We start from the raw sequence: 19,815 nt of genomic DNA on the forward strand, positions 1-19,815 counted from the left end.
ATTCCCGGCATGGCCGCCTGCAAGGGGCGCATAGCCGGGGTTTGTCCGGTTTTCAGCGGTTTTCGGGCAGCAATTCCGCCGCCTGGCGCCGGATTACTCCGCGGCGGCCCGCAGGAAATCCAGACTCTCGAAGCTGACCGCGCGGTCCGGGCCGACCATGAGGACCCGGTTGGCCGGCAAAGCCTGCCAGGTATCGGGCCCTTCCAGGGGCTCGGAGACGATGGAAACGCCATCACCCTGCCCTGCCGGATCGCCTGACCGCCAATAGAGACTGGGCGGCCGGTCGTCGCTGGCATAGCGCAGGGCATAGATCGAACGCCCGTCGGTGAGGGCCGAGGTAAAGCGCAGCGGCTGCTTCACCCCCGCCGCCGCCATGACGCCGCCGACCTGGGCCAGGGTCCGCGACAGGGCGCCCAGCGGGTCATCCTCCAGGCCGTTGGCGAAGAGCAGCAGGAACAGGATCTCGCTGTCCGTGGTGCCTTCGCGGTTATCGTAGAGTGGATCGGGGATCAAAGCCTCCAGCCGGCGGCGGAGCTTCAGATAACCGCCGATCTGGCCGTTGTGCATGAACAGCCAGCGGCCCCGGGCGAAGGGGTGGCAGTTGGGCCGGGAGGACGAGGTGCCGGTAGAGGCGCGGACATGGGCGAAGAACAGCCCGGCGCGGAGCTGATGGGCCAGGCTGGCGAGGTTCTGGTCGTTCCAGGCCGGCAGGACTTCGCGGTAGAGCCCCGGTTCCGCCCGCTCGCCATACCAGCCGATGCCGAAACCGTCGCCGTTGGTCGGGGTCTTCGCTTCATTGGCGCAGAGGCTCTGGGCCACCAGGGAATGATCCGGCTTGCAGATCAGTTCATCGAGAAACACCGGTTCCCCGGTGTAGGCCAGCCAGCGGCACATCAGGCATTCTCTCTCGTTCTCAGTCCCCGGACAGAATAACCGGGAAGAATGGAGAAAGCCTTGCAAAGGCCCGCCAAGACGGCCCCGGAACGATGAAAATCGTTCTTATTTCAGCAGTTTCGTAGGAAATTTTACCCCGGCTGCGCCGAAAGACCCCAAAGCAACCTAGAGTCCCTGGGGTCCGCGGGAAATCGCCACCACGCCGGTGCGGCTGACGTCGACCAGGCCGAGGGGCCGCATGAGGTCGATGAAGACGTCGAGCTTCTCACTCTTGCCGGTCATCTCGAAGACGAAGTGGTCGTGGCTGGAATCGACCACGCTGGCGCGGAAGATATCCGCGATACGCAGGGATTCGACGCGCTTCTCCCCGGCGCCGGCCACCTTCACCAGGGCCAGCTCGCGCTCTACCGAGGGGCCCTCCATCGACAGGTCGCTGACCCGCTGGATCGGCACCAGGCGGTCGAGCTGGGCCTTGATCTGCTCCAGGATCTGCGGCGTGCCGGAGGTGACCACGGTAATGCGCGACAATTTCTCACGCGGATCGACCTCGGTCACCGTCAGGCTCTCAATGTTGTAGCCGCGCCCGGAGAACAGGCCGATGACCCGGGCCAGCACACCCGGTTCGTTGTCCACCAGCACCGCGATGGTGCGCGTTTCGATCTCTGTGCTCTTGTTCACCATGGATATCGCCGGCCGCAGGGCCGCTTTCTTCGTCTACAGTCGTGTCTCAAAAAAGGTGGTGCGGTGCCGGTTGCGGGCGCTACGGCTAAGTTCCGCGGAACTTGGCCGGTCCTTATACGAGCACCATGCCTTCCTCGGAAATCGGCTTGGCGGCCTTGTCATCCGGGCCCAGCAGCATCTCATAGTGCGCCGCGCCCGAGGGGATCATCGGGAAACAGTTCTCGTCCTGGGCCACCAGGCAGTCGAAGATCACCGGCTTGGGCGTCTCGATCATCTCCATGATCTTGTCGTCCAGGTCGTCGGCTTTCTCGCAACGGATGCCCACCGCGTGGAAGGACTCGGCCAGCTTCACGAAGTCCGGCAGAGAGGCCGAGTAGCTTTCCGAATAGCGTCCGCCGTGCAGCAGCTCCTGCCACTGGCGCACCATGCCCATCCACTGATTGTTCACGATGAAGACCTTCACCGGCAGATCGTACTGCGCGATGCAGGACAGTTCCTGGATGTTCATCAGGATCGAGGCCTCCCCGGCGACGTCGATGACCAGCGCATCGGGATGGGCCCGCTGCACGCCCAGGGCGGCGGGCATGCCGTAGCCCATGGTGCCCAGCCCGCCGGAGGTCATCCAGTGGTTCGGCTCCTCGAACTTGAAGTACTGGGCCGCCCACATCTGATGCTGGCCGACCTCGGTCGTGATGTAGGGCGCGCGATCCTTGGTCAGCTCATAAAGCCGCTTGATCGCGTGCTGCGGCTTGATGATCTGGCCCTTCTGCTCGAACTTCAGGCAGTCGCGGGCGCGCCACTCCTCGATCTGCGCCCACCAGGCCTTCAGGGCCTTCTGGTCGAGCTGCAATTCCTTGGCCTTCCAGGCCGCCAGCAGGTCTTCCAGCACCGAGGCCGCATCACCGACGATGGGCAGGTCGACCATGACGTTCTTGTTGATCGAGCTGGCGTCGATGTCGACGTGAATCTTCTTGGAGTTGGGCGAGAACTCGTCGAGGCGCCCGGTCACCCGGTCGTCGAAGCGCGCGCCGATGTTGATCATCACATCGCAGTTGTACATGGCCAGATTGGCCTCGTAGGTGCCGTGCATCCCCAGCATGCCGAGGAACAGCGGATCGCTGCCGGGATAGGCGCCCAGGCCCATCAGGGTGTTGGTACAGGGCACACCCAGCAGACGCACGAAGCGGGTCAGCAGCTCCGAAGCCTTGGGCCCGGCGTTGATCACCCCACCGCCGGCATAGACGATCGGCCGCTTGGCCTGGGCGATCATCGCCACGGCCTCGGCGATCTTGTCTTCTTCCGCCTTCACCTGCGGGCGGTAGCTGCGGTGCTTCACCTCTTCCGGCGGGATGTAGCAATCGCTCTTCGCCTGCATCACGTCCTTGGGCAGGTCGATGACCACCGGACCGGGCCGCCCGTTCTGCGCCACGTAAAAGGCCTCGTGCAGGGTCCGCGGCAGGTCCTCGACATCCTTCACCAGATAATTGTGCTTGGTGCAGGGCCGAGTGATCCCGGTCGTATCGGCCTCCTGAAAGGCGTCGTTGCCGATCAGATGGGTCGGCACCTGGCCGGTCAGGCAGACCACGGGAATGGAATCCATCAGGGCATCGGTCAGGCCGGTCACCGCGTTGGTCGCACCGGGCCCGGAAGTCACCAGCACCACGCCGACCTTGCCGGTCGAACGGGCATAGCCCTCGGCCGCATGAACCGCGCCGCCTTCCTGGCGCACCAGGATGTGCTGGATCTCGTTCTGCTGGAAAAGCGCATCGTAGATCGGCAGGACGGCGCCGCCGGGATAGCCGAAAATGACATCGACACCCTGGTCCTTCAGGGCCTTGATCAGCATCTCGGCCCCGTTCATCGTCCGCGCACCGCTTTCCTTGTTTCCAGCCATCGCTGCCTTCTCCTCCGGCCCCTCTCGGCCCTGCCCCGACTGCCCCGCCGGCGCCTCGCGGCGCCCCGGCAAATCGCCATCGGTCACAAAATAGGCCGGCAGAACCGGCCACGATCTCATCATCAGCGGCCAAAAGGCCGCAGTTCAGCCCGTTTTCAGGGCCGACGGAGCGCGACCCTATCCCCTTACCCGGGCTTGGTCAACAGGATTTGGCGAATTTTTGAAAAAATTTCTGGCATTAGACTTTCTGAATATTGCGCCTCGATGACCATGACATTCGGATCATTACCCACATACTGATGGCGAAACCAGGTCATCTGGCGCTTGGCATAGCGCCGGGTGGCCTGGCGGGCCTGGGCCAGGGCGCTTTCAAGGTCGCTTTCGCCGGCCAGATGGGCGGCAAATTCCGGAACCCCCAGGGCCTTCATGACCGGCAGGCCGGGATCGAGCCCCAGGGTCAGCAGGCTTTCGACTTCGGTCAGCGCCCCGTTATCGAGCATCGCCGCCAAGCGCCGGTCGCAGCCGGCATAGAGCAGCTCGCGGGGCGGCAGCAGGCAGAGCTTTACGAAGCGAAAAGGGGCGGGAACCGCGCGCTCCGCCTGCCAATCGGCCAGGGAACGCCCGGTGGCGGTCAGCACCTCCCAGGCGCGGGCCAGGCGCTGACCGTCGTTCGGCGCGAGGCGTGCCGCCATGAGCGGATCCCTGACGGCAAGCTTTTCATGCAGCGCCGCAGGTCCGGCCCGCGCCAGTTCCACCCTGGTCGCGGCGCGAATCTCCGCCGGGATCTCCGGCACCGCGTTCAGCCCCTGTTCGAAACCGCGCAGGTAAAGACCGGTCCCGCCGGTCAGGATCGGCAGGTGATCGCCGGCCAGGGCCTCATTCACCTCGCTCATGGCCAAATCGCGCCACCGCCCGACCGAACAGGCCGATTCGCCACTCAGGACGCCGTAGAGACGGTGCGGCGCCGCCGCCAGGTCCGCCGCGCCCGGGCGGGCGGTCAGGACAGAGAGCTCCCGATAGACCTGCATGGAATCGGCGTTGATGACAACGCCGCCGAGCCTCTGCGCCAGCGCCACCGCCAAAGCGGACTTACCGGAAGCTGTCGGGCCGGCGATCATCACCACCGTCCGGCGGTCATTGGCATCAGGCGTGTCAGTCATAACCCGTCAGCGCGCCTTGCAGAATAGGGCGCGGCCTCTGTATAAGCCGCCGATGGACTATGTGCTTACCGTGATCGGGGACCCGGGCTCAAGGCCGTTGAATGCGGCCTTGATCGAAGCCGTGCGTGGCGCCGTCACCGAAAGCCGCTGCACGGTCGGTGAAGCGGACTGGCTGGCCGAAGGCATCGCCTGCGACATTCCCTTCAATGGCGGCGAGCCGACGATCACCCAGGCGCTGGTGCGCGACACCCTGGGCCCGGCGCCGCTGGATCTGGTCATCCAACCGGCCGTCGGCCGGCGTAAGCGTCTGTTGGTAGCCGATATGGAATCGACCATCATCGCCGAAGAAATGCTGGACGAGCTTGCCGCCGGCGCCGGAATCGGCGAGCAGGTCGAAGAGATCACCGCCCTGGCCATGGCGGGCGAACTGGATTTCGAAGCGGCGCTGCGCGAGCGGGTCGGCCTGCTGACGGGTACGAGCGAAGAGACCCTCAATGCGGCCGCGGAAAAGATGACCCTGAACCCGGGCGCCAAAACGCTGGTCGCCACCATGCACGCCGCCGGTGCTTACTGTGCGCTGGTATCCGGGGGTTTTACCTGCTTCACCAGGAAAGTTCGCATCGCCTGCGGCTTCAGCGAGGACCGCGCCAACCAACTTGAGATCGAAGGCGGGCAGCTCACCGGCCGGGTGCTGGATCCCATCCTCGGCCGCGCCGCAAAGCTGATGGCGCTGGAGGAACTGACGAAGAGCCTGGGGCTGACCCTGCAGGAAACTTTGGCAGTGGGCGACGGCGCCAACGATCTGGCGATGCTGGGGGCGGCCGGACTGGGTGTCGCCTACTACGGCAAACCCAAGGTCAGGGCCGCGGCGCGGGTCCGGATCGATCACGGCGATCTCACCGCCCTGCTTTACATGCAGGGCTACCACCGCACCGAGTTCCGCGAAGACGAAGCGGCGGCAGGCAACGCTTGAAGCAAAAAAAACGGCGGCGCGCAAAAGCACGCCGCCGTCTTTCAATCAGACATGTCGCTTAGCTTTGGTCGATCCGCACCGCGACCCATTGGAAATCGCCCTGGCGGAACACCAGCAAGGTCACCACGCGGTACCCCTCGGACTTGGCTTTTTCCACCTTCTCGACCACCTCGGCCGGGGACTGCACTTCTTCCTGATCCACCTCGACGATCACATCGCCAGGACGCAGACCCTTTTCAGCGCCGGAGCCGCCTTCTTCGACCTCGGTAATGACAACACCCTTGGTGTTTTCGTCCAGCTCGAAACGGACCCGCAGTTCCGGCGTGATCTTGCCGAGCGCCAGACCGAGGGATTCCATATCGCTCGGCGAAACCGCCTCCGGCGTCTGATCCGCCGGGGCCGTGGCGACCTGATCGGCTTCCAACTCGCCGATCTTCACCTTGACCTTCTCTTCCTTGGATCGCCGCCAGATCGTCACATCCACCGTCGCATCGACCGCGGTCTCGGCAACCATGGCCGGCAGCCGGCGCATCTCGGTCACTTCGCGGCCGTTGAACTCAAGGATCACGTCGCCCTGCCTGATGCCGGCGACTTCGGCCGGGCCACCCTCGGTGACCGCCGCAACCAGGGCGCCGCGCGGCCGTTCGAGACGCAGGCCCTCGGCCAGTTCGTCAGTCACATTCTGGATGCGCACACCCAGCCAGCCGCGCCGAACCTCACCGGAATCGCGCAGTTGGGCGATAATGTTCTTCGCCATCGACGACGGGGTGGCAAAGCCGATCCCCACAGAGCCGCCTGACGGAGAGAAGATCGCCGTGTTCACGCCGATCACCTGTCCGTCGAGATTGAACATCGGACCGCCGGAGTTGCCCTTGTTGATGGCCGCATCGGTCTGCAGGAAGTTGTCATAGCGCCCGGCATTGATGTCCCGCTGGCGTGCCGAAACGATACCCGCCGTCACCGTGCCGCCGAGGCCGAAGGGATTGCCGATGGCAACCACCCAATCGCCGATGCGGGTTTCGTCTGAGTCACCCCATTCGGTGGACGGCAGGGGGCTGTCGGTCTCCACCTTCAACAGGGCCAGGTCGGTATCCTTGTCGCTGCCCACCACGGTGGCTTCCAGCTTGGTGCCGTCGGCGAGCACAACTTCGACCTCGTCGGCATCCGCAATGACGTGGTGATTGGTAACGATGAGGCCGCCCGGATCGATCACAAAGCCGGAGCCGAGGGAAGAGCCGCGCCGCTGCTGCTGTTGGGGCGGCGGCTCGCCACCCTCGCCGCGCCGCTCGAAGAACTCTTTGAAGAACTCCTCGAACTGCTCGGCCTGGCCGCCTTCGATGGTTTGCCGGGTCTGGATATTCACCACCGCCGGCAGCAGGCCCTCCACCATGTCGGCGAAGGAGTCCGGCGCCGAACGCGCCTGAACGGCCGCCGACCAGGCCAGCATGGTGAAAGTGCAAAGCAGAAGCGCCGCACCAATCAGCCAGCGCCGCGCGGTGGCCGACTGTTCTGCCGCAAGAGCTACCGCCTTGCGCCGTCGCGTTGTGGAATTTCGCGTCACTTTAGGTCTTCTCCCTCGCTTGGAGCTCTGCTCCATAAGTCGCCGGAACCGGACCGAGAAGGTCAGAGGTCCGGCCAGGCTTCACCGGCCGAAGCCGCAGGGGGTGAAGATTGCCAGCCGCCTGCAGCCCTGACCATACCCCCTAGTCTGCCAATTTGGACCTTTTCCCCCACCGTTTGTAGGCCCTCTCAACAAAAAGTGTAGCACCGGAAGCCTGGGATACGAAGTGGGCGAATTTATGGCGGGCCCAGACATACCCAGAGGTTTGTGCGGAAAGCAGCCCTCTTCAGGCTTCCCATCGTCCGGATCAGCCGCGCAGCAGCCATACGCAGAACACCCCCAGCGCGGCGGCACAGAGGCCGCCCAAACGCAGGCGCTCCGGCGTCATCTCCTCCAGCATCTGGAGGATCTGGCGCAGCCGATGGGGAAATGCGGCCAGAAACACGCCCTCTATGACCAGGACCAGGGCCAGTGCAGTCAGGAAATCGGTCATATCGCCGCGAAAACCAATCCCCGGTCATAAGAAAGAAGGGCCGGCGCAATGGCCGGCCCCCTTTTCACGTCTCGCAGTCCTTCAATCACCGGATTGCCACAATCAAGGAAGATTGGGGTTCACTGTCTGGTTGAAGAAGCTGAAGAACTCGCTGTCCGGCGACAGCACCATGAAGGTGCTCGTGCTGTCCAGCGCCTGGGTATAGGCCTGCATCGAGCGGTAGAAGTTGAAGAAATCCGGGTCCTGACCATAGGCACCGTTCAGGATCTCCGTGCGAAGCCCTTCGCCCTGACCACGTAGAATCTCCGACTCCCGCGTGGCCTCGGCGGCGATAACCGTGGCTTCACGGTCAGCGGCAGAAGTGATGCGCTGGGACTGCTCGAAACCCTGCGCCCGGAACTCGGCCGCTTCACGCTCACGTTCGGAACGCATCCGGTCGTAGACCGATTCGCGGGTCTCGTCCGGCAGGTCCGCCCGGCGAATACGCACGTCGACCAGGGCAATGCCGAAGCGCTGGGTCTCCCGATCGACGTTTTCGCGAATGCTCGCCAGGATACGGATACGTTCGTCGGAGAGAACCGCGGTCAGGGTCTCATTACCCAGCACCTGGCGCAGACGACCGTTGATGATGCCGCCAAGACGCTGACGCGCCACGTTCTCGGTGCGCACGGTCTGGAAGAAGAGGAGCGGGTCGGTGATCTTGTAACGCGCGAAGGCGTCGACGATCAGCCGCTTCTGATCCGACAGCAGGATGTTTTCCGCCGGCGGGTCGAGGTTCAGAACGCGATTTTCGTAGTACTGCACGTTCTGGATAAGCGGCATCTTCCATGCCAAGCCCGGCTCGGGGATTACCCGCTTGGGCTCACCGAACTGCATTACGATCGCTTGCTGACGCTCATCGACCGTGAACAGGGAACCATAGGCGACCATGCCGAGGATAATGAGGACGATACCGATGATCGGGCCGGTAAATTTTCCCATGTCAGTGCTCCTCAGCCGCCGCTGCCGGGCGTCGTGGCCCGACCGCGCAGTTCATTCAGGGGAAGGTAAGGAATGGCGCCGGAGCCCTGCGGCCCGCTCTCCATGATCACCTTGTCGGTGTCGCTCAACACGCCCTGCATGGTTTCCAGGTACATGCGCCGCCGGGTTACGTCCGGGTTTTGCTGATAGGCCCTGAAAACCGACAGGAAGCGTTCCGCTTCACCCTCGGCTTCGTTCTTGAGCTGCTCTTTGTAGGCCTCGGCCCCCTGGACGACACGCTGGGCATCACCACGGGCACGCGGCAGGACGTCGTTGCGATATTTATCGGCTTCGTTACGCAGCCGATCGCGGTCCTGCTGGGCGCGCAGCACGTCGTTGAAGGCATCGATCACCGCACTGGGCGGCTGAACGTCCTGCAGGACAAGCTCGGTAATCTCGATCCCGGCTTCGTACTCATTGAGGGTTGCCTGCAGCAGGCTGCGGGTTTCCGCCTCCACCGTACCGCGCGCTTCGGTCAGCGCCGGCTGAATGTCGGTGCGCCCGATGATCTCACGCATCGCGCTTTCCGCTGCGATCTTCACGGTCGCCTCGGGTTCGCGAATGTTGAACAGATACTGGCCGGCATCGGCAATCTTCCACTGCACCGAAAAGTCGATATCGATAATGTTCTGATCGCCGGTCAGCATCAGGCTTTCTTCTTCGACATCGCGCCGCGCGGTGCGGGCGCGCTCGTTGCCTGCCGCCCTGAAACCGACGTCGATCTGGCGAACGCTGGTCACGCTGGGCGTTTCGACCGATTCGACCGGCCAGGGCAGATGCCAGTTCAGTCCGGGCTGGGTTGTCTCGGTCCACTGGCCGAAACGCAGCACCACGCCCTGTTCGTTGGTCTGCACGCGGTAGAAGCCGGTGAACAGCCAGATAGCCACCAGGCCCAGGGCGATGAGGATGTAAACAGATTTGCCGAGGCCGCCGCCCGGGATAATGCTGCGGACCCGATCCTGGCCTTTTTTTATGAATTCTTCGATGTCGGGGGGACGCTGTCCACCGCCGGAGCCGCCGCCGCCCCAGGGGCCCCCGCCCCCGGATCCACCGGATCCGCCAGACCCACCACCGCCGCCGCTGCCCCATGGGCCGCCGCCGCCACCTTTATTTTCCCAAGGCATAACACATTATCCCGTTGCCTGAATTAAACGCCCCAATTGGCTATCCTGCCGAATTGACTAAACTGCGCCGAAGCGCTCGGATTCGAGGCTGCAATCGCCGCGCGCCGGACTTATATCACGCTTGGGCCAATGTTCTAGACGAGTCTGGCAGGATCGTCCTGCCTGCATATCGGCCCGTTTGGGGAGTTTTCAAGGATGAGTGGAGTAACGGAGGCCAGCATTCTCGCTGCCCTACAGGGTATTATCGAGCCCAAGAAGAAACAGGACATCGTCACCCTGGGCATGATTTCCGGCCTGATCGTCAAAGACGGCAACATTGGTTTCGCCATCGAGGTCGACCCCAAGGAGGGCGCCGCGATGGAGCCGCTGCGCAAAGCGGCCGAAAAAGCCGTCCACGACCTTCCTGGCGTAACCTCGGTCACCGCCGTACTGACCGCCGAAAAATCGGGCGCCGGCGCCGCGCAGCAGGCGCCGCAAAATCAGCCCCCCCCCCAACAGCAGGCAGGCGGGGAACAACGGGCCATGGTCCCGGGGGTGCGCTCCATCGTCGCGGTGGCCAGCGGCAAGGGCGGTGTCGGCAAGTCCACCACCACGACAAACCTGGCAATGGGCCTGGCGCGGCTCGGCCTGAAGGTCGGGGTGCTCGACGCCGATATCTACGGCCCATCGCAGCCGCGCATGCTCGGCATCAGCGGCCGCCCCACGTCACCGGACGGCAAGATCCTCAACCCGATGGAGAACTACGGCATCAAGTGCATGTCCATGGGCTTCCTGGTGGCCGAGGACACGCCGATGATCTGGCGCGGGCCGATGGTGCAGAGCGCCTTGCAGCAGATGCTGCGCGACGTCGACTGGGGGGAACTGGATATCCTGGTGGTCGATATGCCGCCGGGCACCGGCGATGCGCAGCTGACCATGGCCCAGCAGGTGCCGCTGACCGGCGCGGTAATCGTCTCCACGCCGCAGGACATTGCGCTGCTGGATGCGCGCAAAGGCCTCAACATGTTCCGCAAGGTCGACGTGCCGGTGCTCGGCATCGTCGAAAACATGAGCATGTTCATCTGCCCGAACTGCGGTCATGAATCCCATATCTTCAGCCACGGCGGCGCCAAGCGCGAGGCGGAGAAGCTGGGAATGGAATTCCTCGGCGAGGTGCCGCTGGATATCGAAATCCGCGAAACCTCGGACGAGGGCCGGCCGATCGTGGTGTCCAACCCCGATGCGCCGCTTGCCCAGGCATACTGCGCCATTGCCCAGCGGGTCTGGGACAAGGTCGCGCTGCAGATCGAGGCCGGCGGCGCCCGCCAGGCTCCCAAGATCGTCATGCAGTAGGCCAAGGCCTCTACACCCCGCCCGGACTCGCAGAAATGTGACATGCCGTTGAATTGCCGCAGAGCCACGACGCCACCATTCTCTCGGTCATCAGACAAGCCCGCAAAAGGGGCCGGCCTGTAAGAAAGGGGAAAGACGATGGTGCAAAAAGCTGTGTCCCGCCGAGGCTTCGGCGGCTTGGTGATGGCAGCCGGCCTGACGGCGGCAGCGCTTATTTCCGCGCGCCCGGCCTGGGCGATTGACCCGGTCTTCACCAAAGGCGGGTTGGCGATCCGCGGTTTCGATCCCGTCGCCTATTTTACCGAAGGTACGCCGGTCGAAGGCAAGCCGCTGTTCACCCATCGCCACGACGGCGCGCTCTGGCAGTTCGCCTCGGCCGCCAATCGCGATGCCTTCGCAGCCGATCCCGAGCGCTACGCCCCGCAGTACGGCGGCTACTGCGCCTGGGCCGTGTCGCAAGGCTATACCGCCTCCATCGACCCCGAAGCCTGGCGCATCGAAGACGGCAAACTCTATCTGAACTATTCGAAATCGGTTCAGCGCCGCTGGGAACGCGACATTCCGGGCAACATCGTCAAAGCCGACAGCAACTGGCCGGATATCAAAACCGGCGGCTGATTCCAGTAAGATACAGAGGACCGACTGCCCGGCACTGCGGGGCCGGAAGTCCCCAGCTCAGCCGCCGAACATGCGCTTCAGGTTTTCGAAGCCGGCCTCGTAAATCTGGCTGATCTGCTCGACGGCGATGTTCTCCGTCGCGCCGGAAGCCTCGAACTCGCTCGACCAGACGACGGTGCAGCCGCCGCTGTCCGATTCACGCACCCGCAGGGTGGCTGTGTAGTTGGCGACCGGCAGGGGGCTGGACAGGATCGAATAGGTATAGAGCCTTTCCTTGTCGTCGACCTGTTCGAGCTTTTCCTCGATGGTGCCACCGCCCATCAACGAGAGGGTCCGTACCGTGGTGTCGCCTTCCTGCTTGCTCTCGCTCTTCTGCACCGCCGGGTGCCAGTCCGGCAGGCCGTTGAAGTTGCCGATCATCGACCAGACCGCCTGGGCCGGAACCGGAAGATCCGTGGTGGAGCTCACCTTTGGCATGATTGCAACGCCTCCCCTTCATTTGATGGTGGAGGCTTTACCTTAGAGCGTTTTGAAGACGGTTTGAACCATCCAGCGTGTGGGGCCGCCGCTCAGCCGCCGCGCCGTTCCAGAATGACGAAGCTGAAGGCCGGCTGGCCCTCGCCCGGTGAGGCCTGCCGCTCGCGCTCAAGCTCCCGCCATTCCGCCGGATCGAGATCCGGGAAAAAGGTGTCTCCGTCAGGCGCGGCATGAACCTCGGTCAGATAGAGGCGCTCGGCAAGCGGCAGGGTCATGGCATAGATCTGGCCACCGCCGATGATCATGATTTCACGGCGCGGCCCCTCCGCCGGCATTTCCGCCGCCAGGTCGCGCGCGCGGGCCAGCGCGGCGGCCAGATCGGGGAACACCTCCGCTCCCTCGGGCCGAAAGGCCGGGTCGCGGCTGATCACCAGATTGGGTCTTCCCGGCAGGGGCCGGCCGATGGACTGAAAGGTCTTGCGGCCCATGACGACGGGCTTGCCGAGGGTCTGGGCCTTGAAAAACTTCAGGTCGCCGGAGAGATGCCAGGGCAGTCCCCCTTCGCGGCCGATGACGCCGTTTTCGCCGCGGGCCAGAATCAAGGCCAGAGGAATCTCAGACATCGGCACCAAACAATCGCGTCACACCGCCACCGGCGCCGAGATATGCGGATGGGCCGCGTAGTTCAGCAGTTCGAAATCCTCGAAACGAAAGGCAAAGAGATCGCGGACATCCGGGTTGATCTTCATGCCCGGCAAAGTCAGGGGGCTGCGCTGCAGCTGGAGGTCGGCCTGCTGCTGATGGTTCACATAGAGGTGCGCATCGCCCAGGGTGTGCACGAAGTCGCCCGGCTCCAGGCCGCTGGCCTGCGCCATCATCATGGTGAGCAGCGCATAGGAGGCGATGTTGAACGGCACGCCGAGAAAGACATCGGCACTGCGCTGGTAGAGCTGGCAGGAAAGCCGTCCCTCGGCCACATAGAACTGGAACAGGCAGTGGCAGGGCGGCAGCGCCATGCGGTCGATCTCCGCCACGTTCCAGGCGGAAACCACCAGGCGGCGGGAATTGGGATTGGTTTTCAGTTGCTCCAGGACCTGGCTGATCTGGTCGATATGGCGGCCGTCCGGCGTCGGCCAGGACCGCCACTGCGCGCCGTAAACAGGCCCAAGGTCACCGTTCTCGTCGGCCCATTCATCCCAGATGCGCACCCCGTTGGCCTTCAGATAGGCGATGTTGGTGTCACCCTGAAGAAACCACAAAAGCTCATGAACAATCGACTTCAGGTGCAGCTTCTTGGTGGTCAGCATGGGGAAGCCGTCGGCCAGATCGAACCGCATCTGATGGCCGAAGAGGCTCTGCGTGCCGGTCCCGGTGCGGTCGCCCTTATAGCTGCCCGTTTCGCGCAACAGACGCAGCAGATCGAGGTATTGCTTCACGGCAGGCCTTTTCTGTTGATTTGAGTTCCGGTCGATTTCAGTCGCGACAACCGCCAGCCAGGGCCCCGGTGCCGCGGCGGAGCCGAATCGCCTTCGGCAATTCTAGCCTTTTTGCCCAGATCTGGGCAGTGCTAAGCGCGGGACCATAGGGTTAATGGAGAGAAAAGGGAGCCCGCCAACTTGGCCAGGAGTCCTTTCAACGGCCTGAGAAAGGGCCTATATTGAATATGCCGGTTCGCCGGCTATGGCGCTAAACAGGCTCGTGAAATAAGCGCAACGGACCCGGGGGCAGTACCCGGCGCCTCCACCATTTCTGGCCGTTTCACCGAACAGATCGGTGCCTGACGGCGGTTTATGGGGGCGAAATAGGATCGACGTGCGTGGTAAAGATGGGTTTGGTTCCCGGCATGGTACCGCCGTTATCGGGCCATACTCTAGTTGCGAATGACAACTACGGTGAGGCACGCCTCGCTGCTTAATGCAGTCAGGTTAGCCAAATTAAGTCCTGGGCTTTCACAAGCTTAGGCGGGGTTCGGGGCGCACCTGGCAACAGAAGCGCCCCACCGGGGCGTAAACGATAACGGAAACGCCCCGCCCGTGCCCAAGCTTCCAACGGCCGATGGCCGTAAAGGACAAAAGAGCGGCAATCGGCAGGGGTCTGCGTGCAGGGAGCGCAAGAGCGTGGTGGAGGTTATGGCGAAAGAGGAACTGCGATACGATCGCATGGTGGAAGATGCCCTGCGCAGCGTTGTGCGGCGGGCACTGGTTTACGTGTCGGAACAGGGATTACCCGGCAACCATCATTTCTATATTACCTTCCGCACCGAGCATGCCGGGGTTGATATTCCCAAGGCGCTGAAAGAGCGCTACCCCGGCGAGATGACGATCGTCCTGCAGCACCAGTTCTGGGGCCTCGAGATCTCCGAGAAGCAGTTCGCCGTGACCCTCAGCTTTGCCGACGTGCCGCATCGTCTGGTGGTCCCTTTCGATTCCGTCACCGCTTTTGCCGACCCTTCCGTGCGCTTCGGCCTGCAGTTCGATGTGGAATCCCTCGACGGCAGCAAATCGCCCTCTGAGACCGGCGATCCCGCGGCCCTGCCGGAAGGCGCCCAGGCCGGCCTTGCGGAACCGCCAAGACTGGCCGGAAATACGGAATCCGGGACGCCGCCATCCCCAAGCGAGGATGGCGAGAAGAGTGACGCGGCCGAGAGTGCCGAGAAGGTCGTCACCCTGGATGCTTTCAGAAAGAAATAGGTTTTCGCGCGGCGCGCTGAGGTTGTGCGCCGGTTAAGACGAACGGCGCTTGCCCATGCTGGCCGGATCCCAACGCTGGACCTTTTTTTCCGGCGGTTTCACGCCCGGCTTGTCGGGCGAGGACGAGCGGCGCATCAGGCCGACGAACTCCTCAAAACGCCGCTTCAGTTCCCGGCGTTCTTCCAGACTCATCTCGTCCTCCGGAATCTGGCTGAGGTCGCGATGGCGAATGTCGTCCATGGGCTGCTCCTTTAGGTTCTGCCCTGATCTTATTCCACCTGACGACGCCGGCAGGACGGGTCAAGGGGAGGAGGAGGCGGACAAAACTTCGATGCCCCCTTATCATCGCGGCGCTTGGTTAAGAGAGCGTTAGTATCCGCAAATTCAACGCCTGGCAGATTGTCCGGCTGAGTGGAAAGTGCCGAAAAAGGGCCGCGAGCTATGAGTGAGAATACCCGATTGCCTGACTTTCTGACCGATGGTCCGGCATCAGCGGCCCTGACCTTCGTCTTTGCCCATGGCGCCGGGGCCCCCATGGACACCCCCTTCATGACATTCTTCGCCGAAGGCCTGGCAGCGCGGGGCTGGCGGGTGATGCGTTTCGAATTTCCTTACATGGCCAGGCGCCGTGAGGACGGCAGGAAGCGTCCGCCGGACCGCATGCCGGCCCTGCTCGAATCCTGGCGGCAGGTGATCGAGGCCATGGGGCCTGAAAAACTGGTGATCGGCGGGAAATCCATGGGCGGGCGCATGGCCAGCCTGATCGCGGCGGAGACCGCTGTGAAGGGCCTCGCCTGCCTGGGGTATCCCTTCCACCCCGCCGGCAGGCCGGAGCGCCTGCGTACCGAACACCTGGCGGATCTCGCGACCCCGACCCTCATCCTGCAGGGCACCCGCGACACGCTGGGCAATCAGACGGAGGTCGCCGGCTACGATCTTTCCCCGAACATCCGCCTTCATTGGGCCGAAGACGGCGATCACGACCTGAAGCCCCGCAAGGCCAGCGGCCGCAGCCAGGCGCAGAACTGGCAGGAAGCCCTCGCCGCCCTGGATAGCTTCCTGCAGAACCTCACCAACGAATAGATCACGCCACGACAGAGGCACTGGCCTGGGGCGGCAGGTGCACCAGTTCGAACTTCATGCCGTCGGGATCGGCGAAAAACAGGGCATAGTAGCCGGGCTCATAGTCGTAGTCGGCCGGCGGGTCGAGAATCTCGACCCCCAGGTCGCGCAGATAGCTGTAACAGCGGTCCACGGTTTGGCGGCTGTCGGCGTTGAAGGCGAAGTGGTGGAAACCCGGCGCGTAGCGCTCCGGCCTTCGGCCGGCGTGCTGGGGTTTCGCCTGCCAGAGATTGACCGCGCAACCGGCGGCGCAAAGCCAGACCGACATTTCCGCCTCCTCCACAATCGGCTCATAGCCGAGAAAGCGCAGCAACGGGCCGTAGAAACGATCCGTCGAATCAGCCAGATCGCTTACCGTGATGCCAACATGGTTCATGGTGCCCAGGACGGTCGTGGTACCCGAGGCGGCGGCGGTGGTTGAAGCGGGCAGGGTATCGGCTTGCAGGGTATCAGTAGGCATATCGGTCGTTCTCTCTCTTGTCGTTCTTGTCACTCAAGGCGTTGCCGTTCAGCCCAGCGCCGGTTCGATCAGCGCCAGGCGGGCCGTCTCCCGGGTCCCGGTCCGCTGCCCCTTGCCGCTGTCCCCGGACTGATCGGCGTATTGATCGGCATAGGCTGCCGTCGGTTCGGTCAGGGCATAGAAATCCAGCACGATCCCGTTCGGGTCCTGGATGGCGAAATGGCGCTGACCCCAGGGTTCGTCCCTCAGGCCCACCTCGATCTCAAAGCCGCGGCGCAGCAGATCGTCATGCACGGCATCGACATCCGCGATCTCAAGACCCAGGAACAGGCCCTTGCCGGAGAAACGGGTCTGAAACAGAGGATGCTGATCGGGCTGCTCCGGCCGCATGAAGGCCAGTTGCAAAGCCGGGTTACCGGGCCAGATCAGGTGAAAATACCATTCCCCTTCAAAGGCATAGGTAAACTGAAGCGCCCTGTAGAAGGTCTTGGTCTCGGCAAAACGCTCGGTGGTGACGATGGGATGCAGGCTGCTCATCCGCATGGCGGCGGGTCTCCGTAATCGGGGGGTTTCGGTCAGGCTGTTTTCGGGTTTTGTTCTCTACGCCAAGGTGTAGCAAATCCCTCCTGACAACATGCTGTCAGCATGCTTTTGTTATCTTGCCTGTCAGGAGGAGACAGTATGCGCCGTGCCGACCGCTTGTTTCAGATTGTCCAGGAGCTTCGCCGCCACAAGCTGGTGACCGCGAAACGCCTGGCCGAGACCTTGGAGGTCTCGGAAAGAACCATTTACCGGGACATCCGCGATCTCGCCGCCACCGGTGTGCCGATCGAGGGCGAGGCCGGCGTGGGCTACGTGCTGCAGCGCGGTTTCGACCTGCCGCCGCTGATGTTCACCGAGGAGGAGATCGAGGCCCTGGTGCTCGGCGCCAGGATCATCGAATCCTGGGCCGACCCGGCCCTGGCCAAAGCCGCCGGCGACGTCGTCGCCAAGGTCGAGGCGGTCTTGCCGGAGGGTTTGCGCGAACAGGTCGCAAGAACCCCCCTGGCCGCCCCGGCCGACCACATGACCGTGCCGCTCAGCGTCGACGCCGCCGCCATTCGCGCGGCCCTGCGCAATCGCCGCAAGCTGCACTTCTACTACTGCAATGCCGAGGGCCGGGCCAGCGAGCGCGCCGTCCGGCCGCTGGCGCTCGCCTTCTACGGGCCGGTCTGGCTGCTTATCGCCTGGTGCGAACTGCGCATCGACTTCCGCGCTTTCCGCCTGGACCGCATGCGCGACATGACCGTCCTTGAGGATCGCTTCGCCGAGGAACGCGGCAAGACCCTGCACGACTTCGTCGTTGCCGACCGGGCCCGCCAACAGGACCGGGCCAGACAGGCGGAAGGGTGAAGCGGCGTCATGCCTGAACGCAATGCCTTCGTAGACCATTGCCTCGCACTGCTGGCGCCGCTGGGGCCGGTCGCCCCAAGGGCCATGTTTGGCGGCTGGGGCTTCTTTCTCGACGGAAACATGTTTGGGCTGATCGCCTACGGCCAGCTTTATCTGAAAGCGGACCAGGCATCGATCGAGACATTCGCTGCCGCCGGTTCCGAACCCTTCGTCTATGAGGGCAAGGGCAAGCCGGTGACCATGTCATACTGGCGCGCGCCGGAGGATGCGATGGAGGCGCCGGACGCCCTGCTGCCCTGGGCGGAACTGGCGGTCGCAGCGGCGCGGCGCGGCGCCGCCAAGAAAAACAAAACCAAAAAGCCGGCGCGGCAGCGCAAGACCCCGCGGCTCTCGTAAACCTGGCACCAAAGCAAGAGGGCCAGACCCAACGGTCTGACCCTCTCTCGCCTTGACAATCAAACAGACAGAAAAATGGCAGCGGTCGCCGCTAGCCTTCCATCGACTTCAGGAAGTCCGCGACATGGCCTTCAAGCTGCTCGGCCTGGGATGACAGCTCTCCCGCCGCCTGCAGAACGTCCTTGGACATCCGCTCGGTTTCGCCGGTTGCCTGCGATACCGCCGAGATGTTCTGGTTGACCTCCTGCGTTGCGGCACCCTGCTCCTCCACCGCCGAAGCAATCGCCGTGGTTACGCTGCTGATTTCTTCGATGGTCTTGGTGATATCGTTGATGCCGGAAACGGCGCCGCCGGTTGCACCCTGGACCTGGCCGATCTGCTCGGCAATCTGCTCCGTCGCCTTGGCGGTCTGATTGGCCAGGGCCTTGACTTCACTGGCCACGACAGCAAAACCCTTGCCCGCTTCGCCAGCCCGCGCCGCCTCGATGGTGGCGTTGAGCGCCAGCAGATTGGTCTGCTCGGCAATATCCTGGATCATGCTGACCACTTCGCCGATGCTCTCCGCGGAAGACGCCAGACCGTTGATCATGGTCGTCGCCTCCTGCGCCGCCTCGACCGCCGACTTGGCGATCTCGGTCGAATGGGTAATCTGGCGTGAAATCTCCGAGATCGAGCTGCTGAGTTCTTCCGAAGCCGAGGCGACGGTAGCGGTCCGGTTGGAGGTTTCATCAGCCGTCGCGGTCAGCGAGTTGGCGGAACTCTGCATCTCCGTCGAGGCCGCCGAAACCGCGGACACAACAGAAGAAACGTTGTCCGCCAGCCGGACGTTCTGGGTCACGATCGACCAGCAGACCATCGGCCCGATGTATTCACCCTCGGCGCTGATGATGGCCGAAACCTGAAGCTCCAGCTTTTCCTCGCCCAGCGAAATAATCGCCTTATGCGGCAGGTTGCTGGCATCGGCCAGAAGACCGCGCTGATGCGACGGGTTCTTATGGAAGATATCGATGCACTGGCCCTTCAGATCCTCCGGCGCCACCGGCAGAAGACTGCGCAACGGCTTCAGGGTCTCGATGCTGGTCTTGTTGATGTAGGTGATCTCCAGCGTATCTTTGTCCGCCAGCATGACGTTGATCGGCATCTCGTCGAGCATCCGCATCAACTTGGCGGTTTCTTCCTCCTGCTTTACCTGCTGCGTCACCACGCTCCAGGTCAGCATCGGGCCGATGTAATTGCCCTTGTCGTCCATGAGCGCCGTGACCAGCAGATCGAGCCACTCACCCCCGATCATGATCTTCGTTGCATAGGGCAGGTTCTTCGGATCGGAGAGCAGCTTGCGCTGATGCGCCGGGTTTTTGTGGAATACATCGATCGTCTGCCCGACGATCTCATCGGCCGGAACAGGCAGGGCATGCTGGATGCCTTTCAGAGCCTCGATGGAGGAGCTGTTCGCATAGGTTACCGTGAAGTTTTCCAACTCGCAGAGCATCACGCTGACCGGCATATTGTCGACCATCTGCTTGTGAGC

22 protein-coding genes and 1 other RNA gene are annotated in these 19,815 nt (G+C 63.4%); 8 read left to right on the forward strand and 15 right to left on the reverse strand.

The features are described from left to right. Positions 1-93: 93 nt before the first annotated feature. The 4 genes from HBA54_RS08120 to miaA all read right to left on the reverse strand — a co-directional run bounded on the left by HBA54_RS08120 (position 94) and on the right by miaA (position 4,629). Positions 94-894, reverse strand: a complete 801-nt coding sequence (locus HBA54_RS08120; protein ID WP_167223275.1) for a class II glutamine amidotransferase — start codon at positions 892-894, stop codon at positions 94-96. Between the two features lie 165 nt (positions 895-1,059). Beyond that, positions 1,060-1,575 carry an acetolactate synthase small subunit gene (ilvN, locus tag HBA54_RS08125; RefSeq protein ID WP_167223277.1) on the reverse strand — a complete coding sequence of 172 codons (516 nt, stop codon included), beginning with the start codon at positions 1,573-1,575 and terminating at the stop codon, positions 1,060-1,062. A gap of 112 nt (positions 1,576-1,687) precedes the next feature. Further along, positions 1,688-3,469, reverse strand: coding sequence for an acetolactate synthase 3 large subunit (locus tag HBA54_RS08130; RefSeq protein WP_167223279.1), 1,782 nt, complete (start codon positions 3,467-3,469; stop codon positions 1,688-1,690). Between the two features lie 185 nt (positions 3,470-3,654). Continuing rightward, positions 3,655-4,629 (reverse strand): tRNA (adenosine(37)-N6)-dimethylallyltransferase MiaA, encoded by a 975-nt coding sequence (miaA, locus tag HBA54_RS08135; RefSeq protein ID WP_167223281.1) that lies wholly within the window; start codon positions 4,627-4,629, stop codon positions 3,655-3,657. Positions 4,630-4,681: 52 nt separating this feature from the next. Here miaA and serB point away from each other — a divergent pair, with 52 nt between their 5' ends. Next, complete coding sequence (gene serB / locus HBA54_RS08140; RefSeq protein WP_167223283.1) at positions 4,682-5,602, forward strand: phosphoserine phosphatase SerB; 921 nt, start codon at positions 4,682-4,684, stop codon at positions 5,600-5,602. Between the two features lie 58 nt (positions 5,603-5,660). Here serB and HBA54_RS08145 read toward each other — a convergent pair whose 3' ends face one another. From HBA54_RS08145 to hflK, 4 genes are all read right to left on the reverse strand, one after another. Then, positions 5,661-7,163, reverse strand: coding sequence for a DegQ family serine endoprotease (locus HBA54_RS08145; RefSeq protein WP_322095993.1), 1,503 nt, complete (start codon positions 7,161-7,163; stop codon positions 5,661-5,663). A gap of 307 nt (positions 7,164-7,470) precedes the next feature. Then, positions 7,471-7,656, reverse strand: coding sequence for a DUF2065 domain-containing protein (locus HBA54_RS08150; protein WP_167223287.1), 186 nt, complete (start codon positions 7,654-7,656; stop codon positions 7,471-7,473). Positions 7,657-7,758: 102 nt separating this feature from the next. Continuing rightward, positions 7,759-8,637, reverse strand: a complete 879-nt coding sequence (hflC, locus tag HBA54_RS08155) for a protease modulator HflC (RefSeq protein WP_167223289.1) — start codon at positions 8,635-8,637, stop codon at positions 7,759-7,761. An 11-nt stretch (positions 8,638-8,648) separates the two neighbouring features. After that, the gene (hflK, locus tag HBA54_RS08160; RefSeq protein WP_167223291.1) at positions 8,649-9,800 is read right to left on the reverse strand and encodes an FtsH protease activity modulator HflK; all 1,152 of its coding nucleotides are present in this window, start codon (positions 9,798-9,800) and stop codon (positions 8,649-8,651) included. 195 nt (positions 9,801-9,995) lie between these two features. Here hflK and apbC point away from each other — a divergent pair, with 195 nt between their 5' ends. Both apbC and HBA54_RS08170 read left to right on the forward strand, forming a co-directional pair. Further along, positions 9,996-11,132: an iron-sulfur cluster carrier protein ApbC gene (gene apbC / locus HBA54_RS08165; RefSeq protein WP_167223293.1), complete on the forward strand. Its 1,137-nt coding sequence runs from the start codon at positions 9,996-9,998 to the stop codon at positions 11,130-11,132. A 138-nt stretch (positions 11,133-11,270) separates the two neighbouring features. Further along, a complete protein-coding gene (locus HBA54_RS08170) occupies positions 11,271-11,750 on the forward strand; it encodes a YHS domain-containing (seleno)protein (protein ID WP_167223295.1) in 480 nt (159 codons plus the stop codon). Between the two features lie 57 nt (positions 11,751-11,807). Here the strand turns inward: HBA54_RS08170 and HBA54_RS08175 are convergent, their stop codons facing one another. The 3 genes from HBA54_RS08175 to HBA54_RS08185 all read right to left on the reverse strand — a co-directional run bounded on the left by HBA54_RS08175 (position 11,808) and on the right by HBA54_RS08185 (position 13,663). Next, entirely contained in the window at positions 11,808-12,227 is a 420-nt protein-coding gene (locus tag HBA54_RS08175; RefSeq protein WP_167223297.1) for an SRPBCC family protein, read from the reverse strand. A 92-nt stretch (positions 12,228-12,319) separates the two neighbouring features. After that, positions 12,320-12,850 (reverse strand): dihydrofolate reductase, encoded by a 531-nt coding sequence (locus HBA54_RS08180; RefSeq protein WP_205944495.1) that lies wholly within the window; start codon positions 12,848-12,850, stop codon positions 12,320-12,322. Positions 12,851-12,868: 18 nt separating this feature from the next. Beyond that, positions 12,869-13,663, reverse strand: coding sequence for a thymidylate synthase (locus HBA54_RS08185; RefSeq protein WP_167223301.1), 795 nt, complete (start codon positions 13,661-13,663; stop codon positions 12,869-12,871). A gap of 190 nt (positions 13,664-13,853) precedes the next feature. Here HBA54_RS08185 and ssrA point away from each other — a divergent pair. Next, positions 13,854-14,228, forward strand: a transfer-messenger RNA (tmRNA) gene (gene ssrA / locus HBA54_RS08190). A 116-nt stretch (positions 14,229-14,344) separates the two neighbouring features. Continuing rightward, entirely contained in the window at positions 14,345-14,917 is a 573-nt protein-coding gene (locus HBA54_RS08195; RefSeq protein WP_437126175.1) for an SspB family protein, read from the forward strand. Positions 14,918-14,950: 33 nt separating this feature from the next. Here the strand turns inward: HBA54_RS08195 and HBA54_RS08200 are convergent, their stop codons facing one another. Continuing rightward, the gene (locus HBA54_RS08200; protein ID WP_167223303.1) at positions 14,951-15,157 is read right to left on the reverse strand and encodes a hypothetical protein; all 207 of its coding nucleotides are present in this window, start codon (positions 15,155-15,157) and stop codon (positions 14,951-14,953) included. A 201-nt stretch (positions 15,158-15,358) separates the two neighbouring features. Between HBA54_RS08200 and HBA54_RS08205 the strand changes: the two genes are divergently transcribed. Beyond that, positions 15,359-16,000, forward strand: coding sequence for an alpha/beta fold hydrolase (locus tag HBA54_RS08205; RefSeq protein WP_167223305.1), 642 nt, complete (start codon positions 15,359-15,361; stop codon positions 15,998-16,000). 1 nt (position 16,001) lies between these two features. Here the strand turns inward: HBA54_RS08205 and HBA54_RS08210 are convergent, their stop codons facing one another. Both HBA54_RS08210 and HBA54_RS08215 read right to left on the reverse strand, forming a co-directional pair. Further along, positions 16,002-16,499 (reverse strand): VOC family protein, encoded by a 498-nt coding sequence (locus HBA54_RS08210; protein ID WP_167223307.1) that lies wholly within the window; start codon positions 16,497-16,499, stop codon positions 16,002-16,004. A 48-nt stretch (positions 16,500-16,547) separates the two neighbouring features. Continuing rightward, positions 16,548-17,042 carry a VOC family protein gene (locus HBA54_RS08215; RefSeq protein ID WP_167223309.1) on the reverse strand — a complete coding sequence of 165 codons (495 nt, stop codon included), beginning with the start codon at positions 17,040-17,042 and terminating at the stop codon, positions 16,548-16,550. Between the two features lie 138 nt (positions 17,043-17,180). Between HBA54_RS08215 and HBA54_RS08220 the strand changes: the two genes are divergently transcribed. Beyond that, positions 17,181-17,891, forward strand: coding sequence for a helix-turn-helix transcriptional regulator (locus tag HBA54_RS08220; protein WP_167223311.1), 711 nt, complete (start codon positions 17,181-17,183; stop codon positions 17,889-17,891). 9 nt (positions 17,892-17,900) lie between these two features. Continuing rightward, on the forward strand, positions 17,901-18,287 hold the full coding sequence (locus HBA54_RS08225) for a TfoX/Sxy family protein (protein WP_167223313.1): 387 nt from the start codon (positions 17,901-17,903) through the stop codon (positions 18,285-18,287). Positions 18,288-18,378: 91 nt separating this feature from the next. Here HBA54_RS08225 and HBA54_RS08230 read toward each other — a convergent pair whose 3' ends face one another. Continuing rightward, positions 18,379-19,803 carry a methyl-accepting chemotaxis protein gene (locus HBA54_RS08230; protein WP_167223315.1) on the reverse strand — a complete coding sequence of 475 codons (1,425 nt, stop codon included), beginning with the start codon at positions 19,801-19,803 and terminating at the stop codon, positions 18,379-18,381. Between the last annotated feature and the right edge of the window lie 12 nt (positions 19,804-19,815).

The sequence above is a fragment of the Pelagibius litoralis genome, from assembly GCF_011683915.1.
Classification (GTDB): Bacteria; Pseudomonadota; Alphaproteobacteria; order Kiloniellales; family Kiloniellaceae; genus Pelagibius; species Pelagibius litoralis.

Coding starts and splice junctions, on each gene's coding strand:
- HBA54_RS08120 (WP_167223275.1), bottom strand. CDS start 894: ATGTGCCGCTGGCTGGCCTACACCGGGGAACCGGTGTTTCTCGATGAA.
- ilvN (WP_167223277.1), bottom strand. CDS start 1,575: ATGGTGAACAAGAGCACAGAGATCGAAACGCGCACCATCGCGGTGCTG.
- HBA54_RS08130 (WP_167223279.1), bottom strand. CDS start 3,469: ATGGCTGGAAACAAGGAAAGCGGTGCGCGGACGATGAACGGGGCCGAG.
- miaA (WP_167223281.1), bottom strand. CDS start 4,629: ATGACTGACACGCCTGATGCCAATGACCGCCGGACGGTGGTGATGATC.
- serB (WP_167223283.1), top strand. CDS start 4,682: ATGGACTATGTGCTTACCGTGATCGGGGACCCGGGCTCAAGGCCGTTG.
- HBA54_RS08150 (WP_167223287.1), bottom strand. CDS start 7,656: ATGACCGATTTCCTGACTGCACTGGCCCTGGTCCTGGTCATAGAGGGC.
- hflC (WP_167223289.1), bottom strand. CDS start 8,637: ATGGGAAAATTTACCGGCCCGATCATCGGTATCGTCCTCATTATCCTC.
- hflK (WP_167223291.1), bottom strand. CDS start 9,800: ATGCCTTGGGAAAATAAAGGTGGCGGCGGCGGCCCATGGGGCAGCGGC.
- apbC (WP_167223293.1), top strand. CDS start 9,996: ATGAGTGGAGTAACGGAGGCCAGCATTCTCGCTGCCCTACAGGGTATT.
- HBA54_RS08170 (WP_167223295.1), top strand. CDS start 11,271: ATGGTGCAAAAAGCTGTGTCCCGCCGAGGCTTCGGCGGCTTGGTGATG.
- HBA54_RS08175 (WP_167223297.1), bottom strand. CDS start 12,227: ATGCCAAAGGTGAGCTCCACCACGGATCTTCCGGTTCCGGCCCAGGCG.
- HBA54_RS08180 (WP_205944495.1), bottom strand. CDS start 12,850: ATGTCTGAGATTCCTCTGGCCTTGATTCTGGCCCGCGGCGAAAACGGC.
- HBA54_RS08200 (WP_167223303.1), bottom strand. CDS start 15,157: ATGGACGACATTCGCCATCGCGACCTCAGCCAGATTCCGGAGGACGAG.
- HBA54_RS08205 (WP_167223305.1), top strand. CDS start 15,359: ATGAGTGAGAATACCCGATTGCCTGACTTTCTGACCGATGGTCCGGCA.
- HBA54_RS08210 (WP_167223307.1), bottom strand. CDS start 16,499: ATGCCTACTGATACCCTGCAAGCCGATACCCTGCCCGCTTCAACCACC.
- HBA54_RS08215 (WP_167223309.1), bottom strand. CDS start 17,042: ATGCGGATGAGCAGCCTGCATCCCATCGTCACCACCGAGCGTTTTGCC.
- HBA54_RS08220 (WP_167223311.1), top strand. CDS start 17,181: ATGCGCCGTGCCGACCGCTTGTTTCAGATTGTCCAGGAGCTTCGCCGC.
- HBA54_RS08225 (WP_167223313.1), top strand. CDS start 17,901: ATGCCTGAACGCAATGCCTTCGTAGACCATTGCCTCGCACTGCTGGCG.
- HBA54_RS08230 (WP_167223315.1), bottom strand. CDS start 19,803: ATGGTCGACAATATGCCGGTCAGCGTGATGCTCTGCGAGTTGGAAAAC.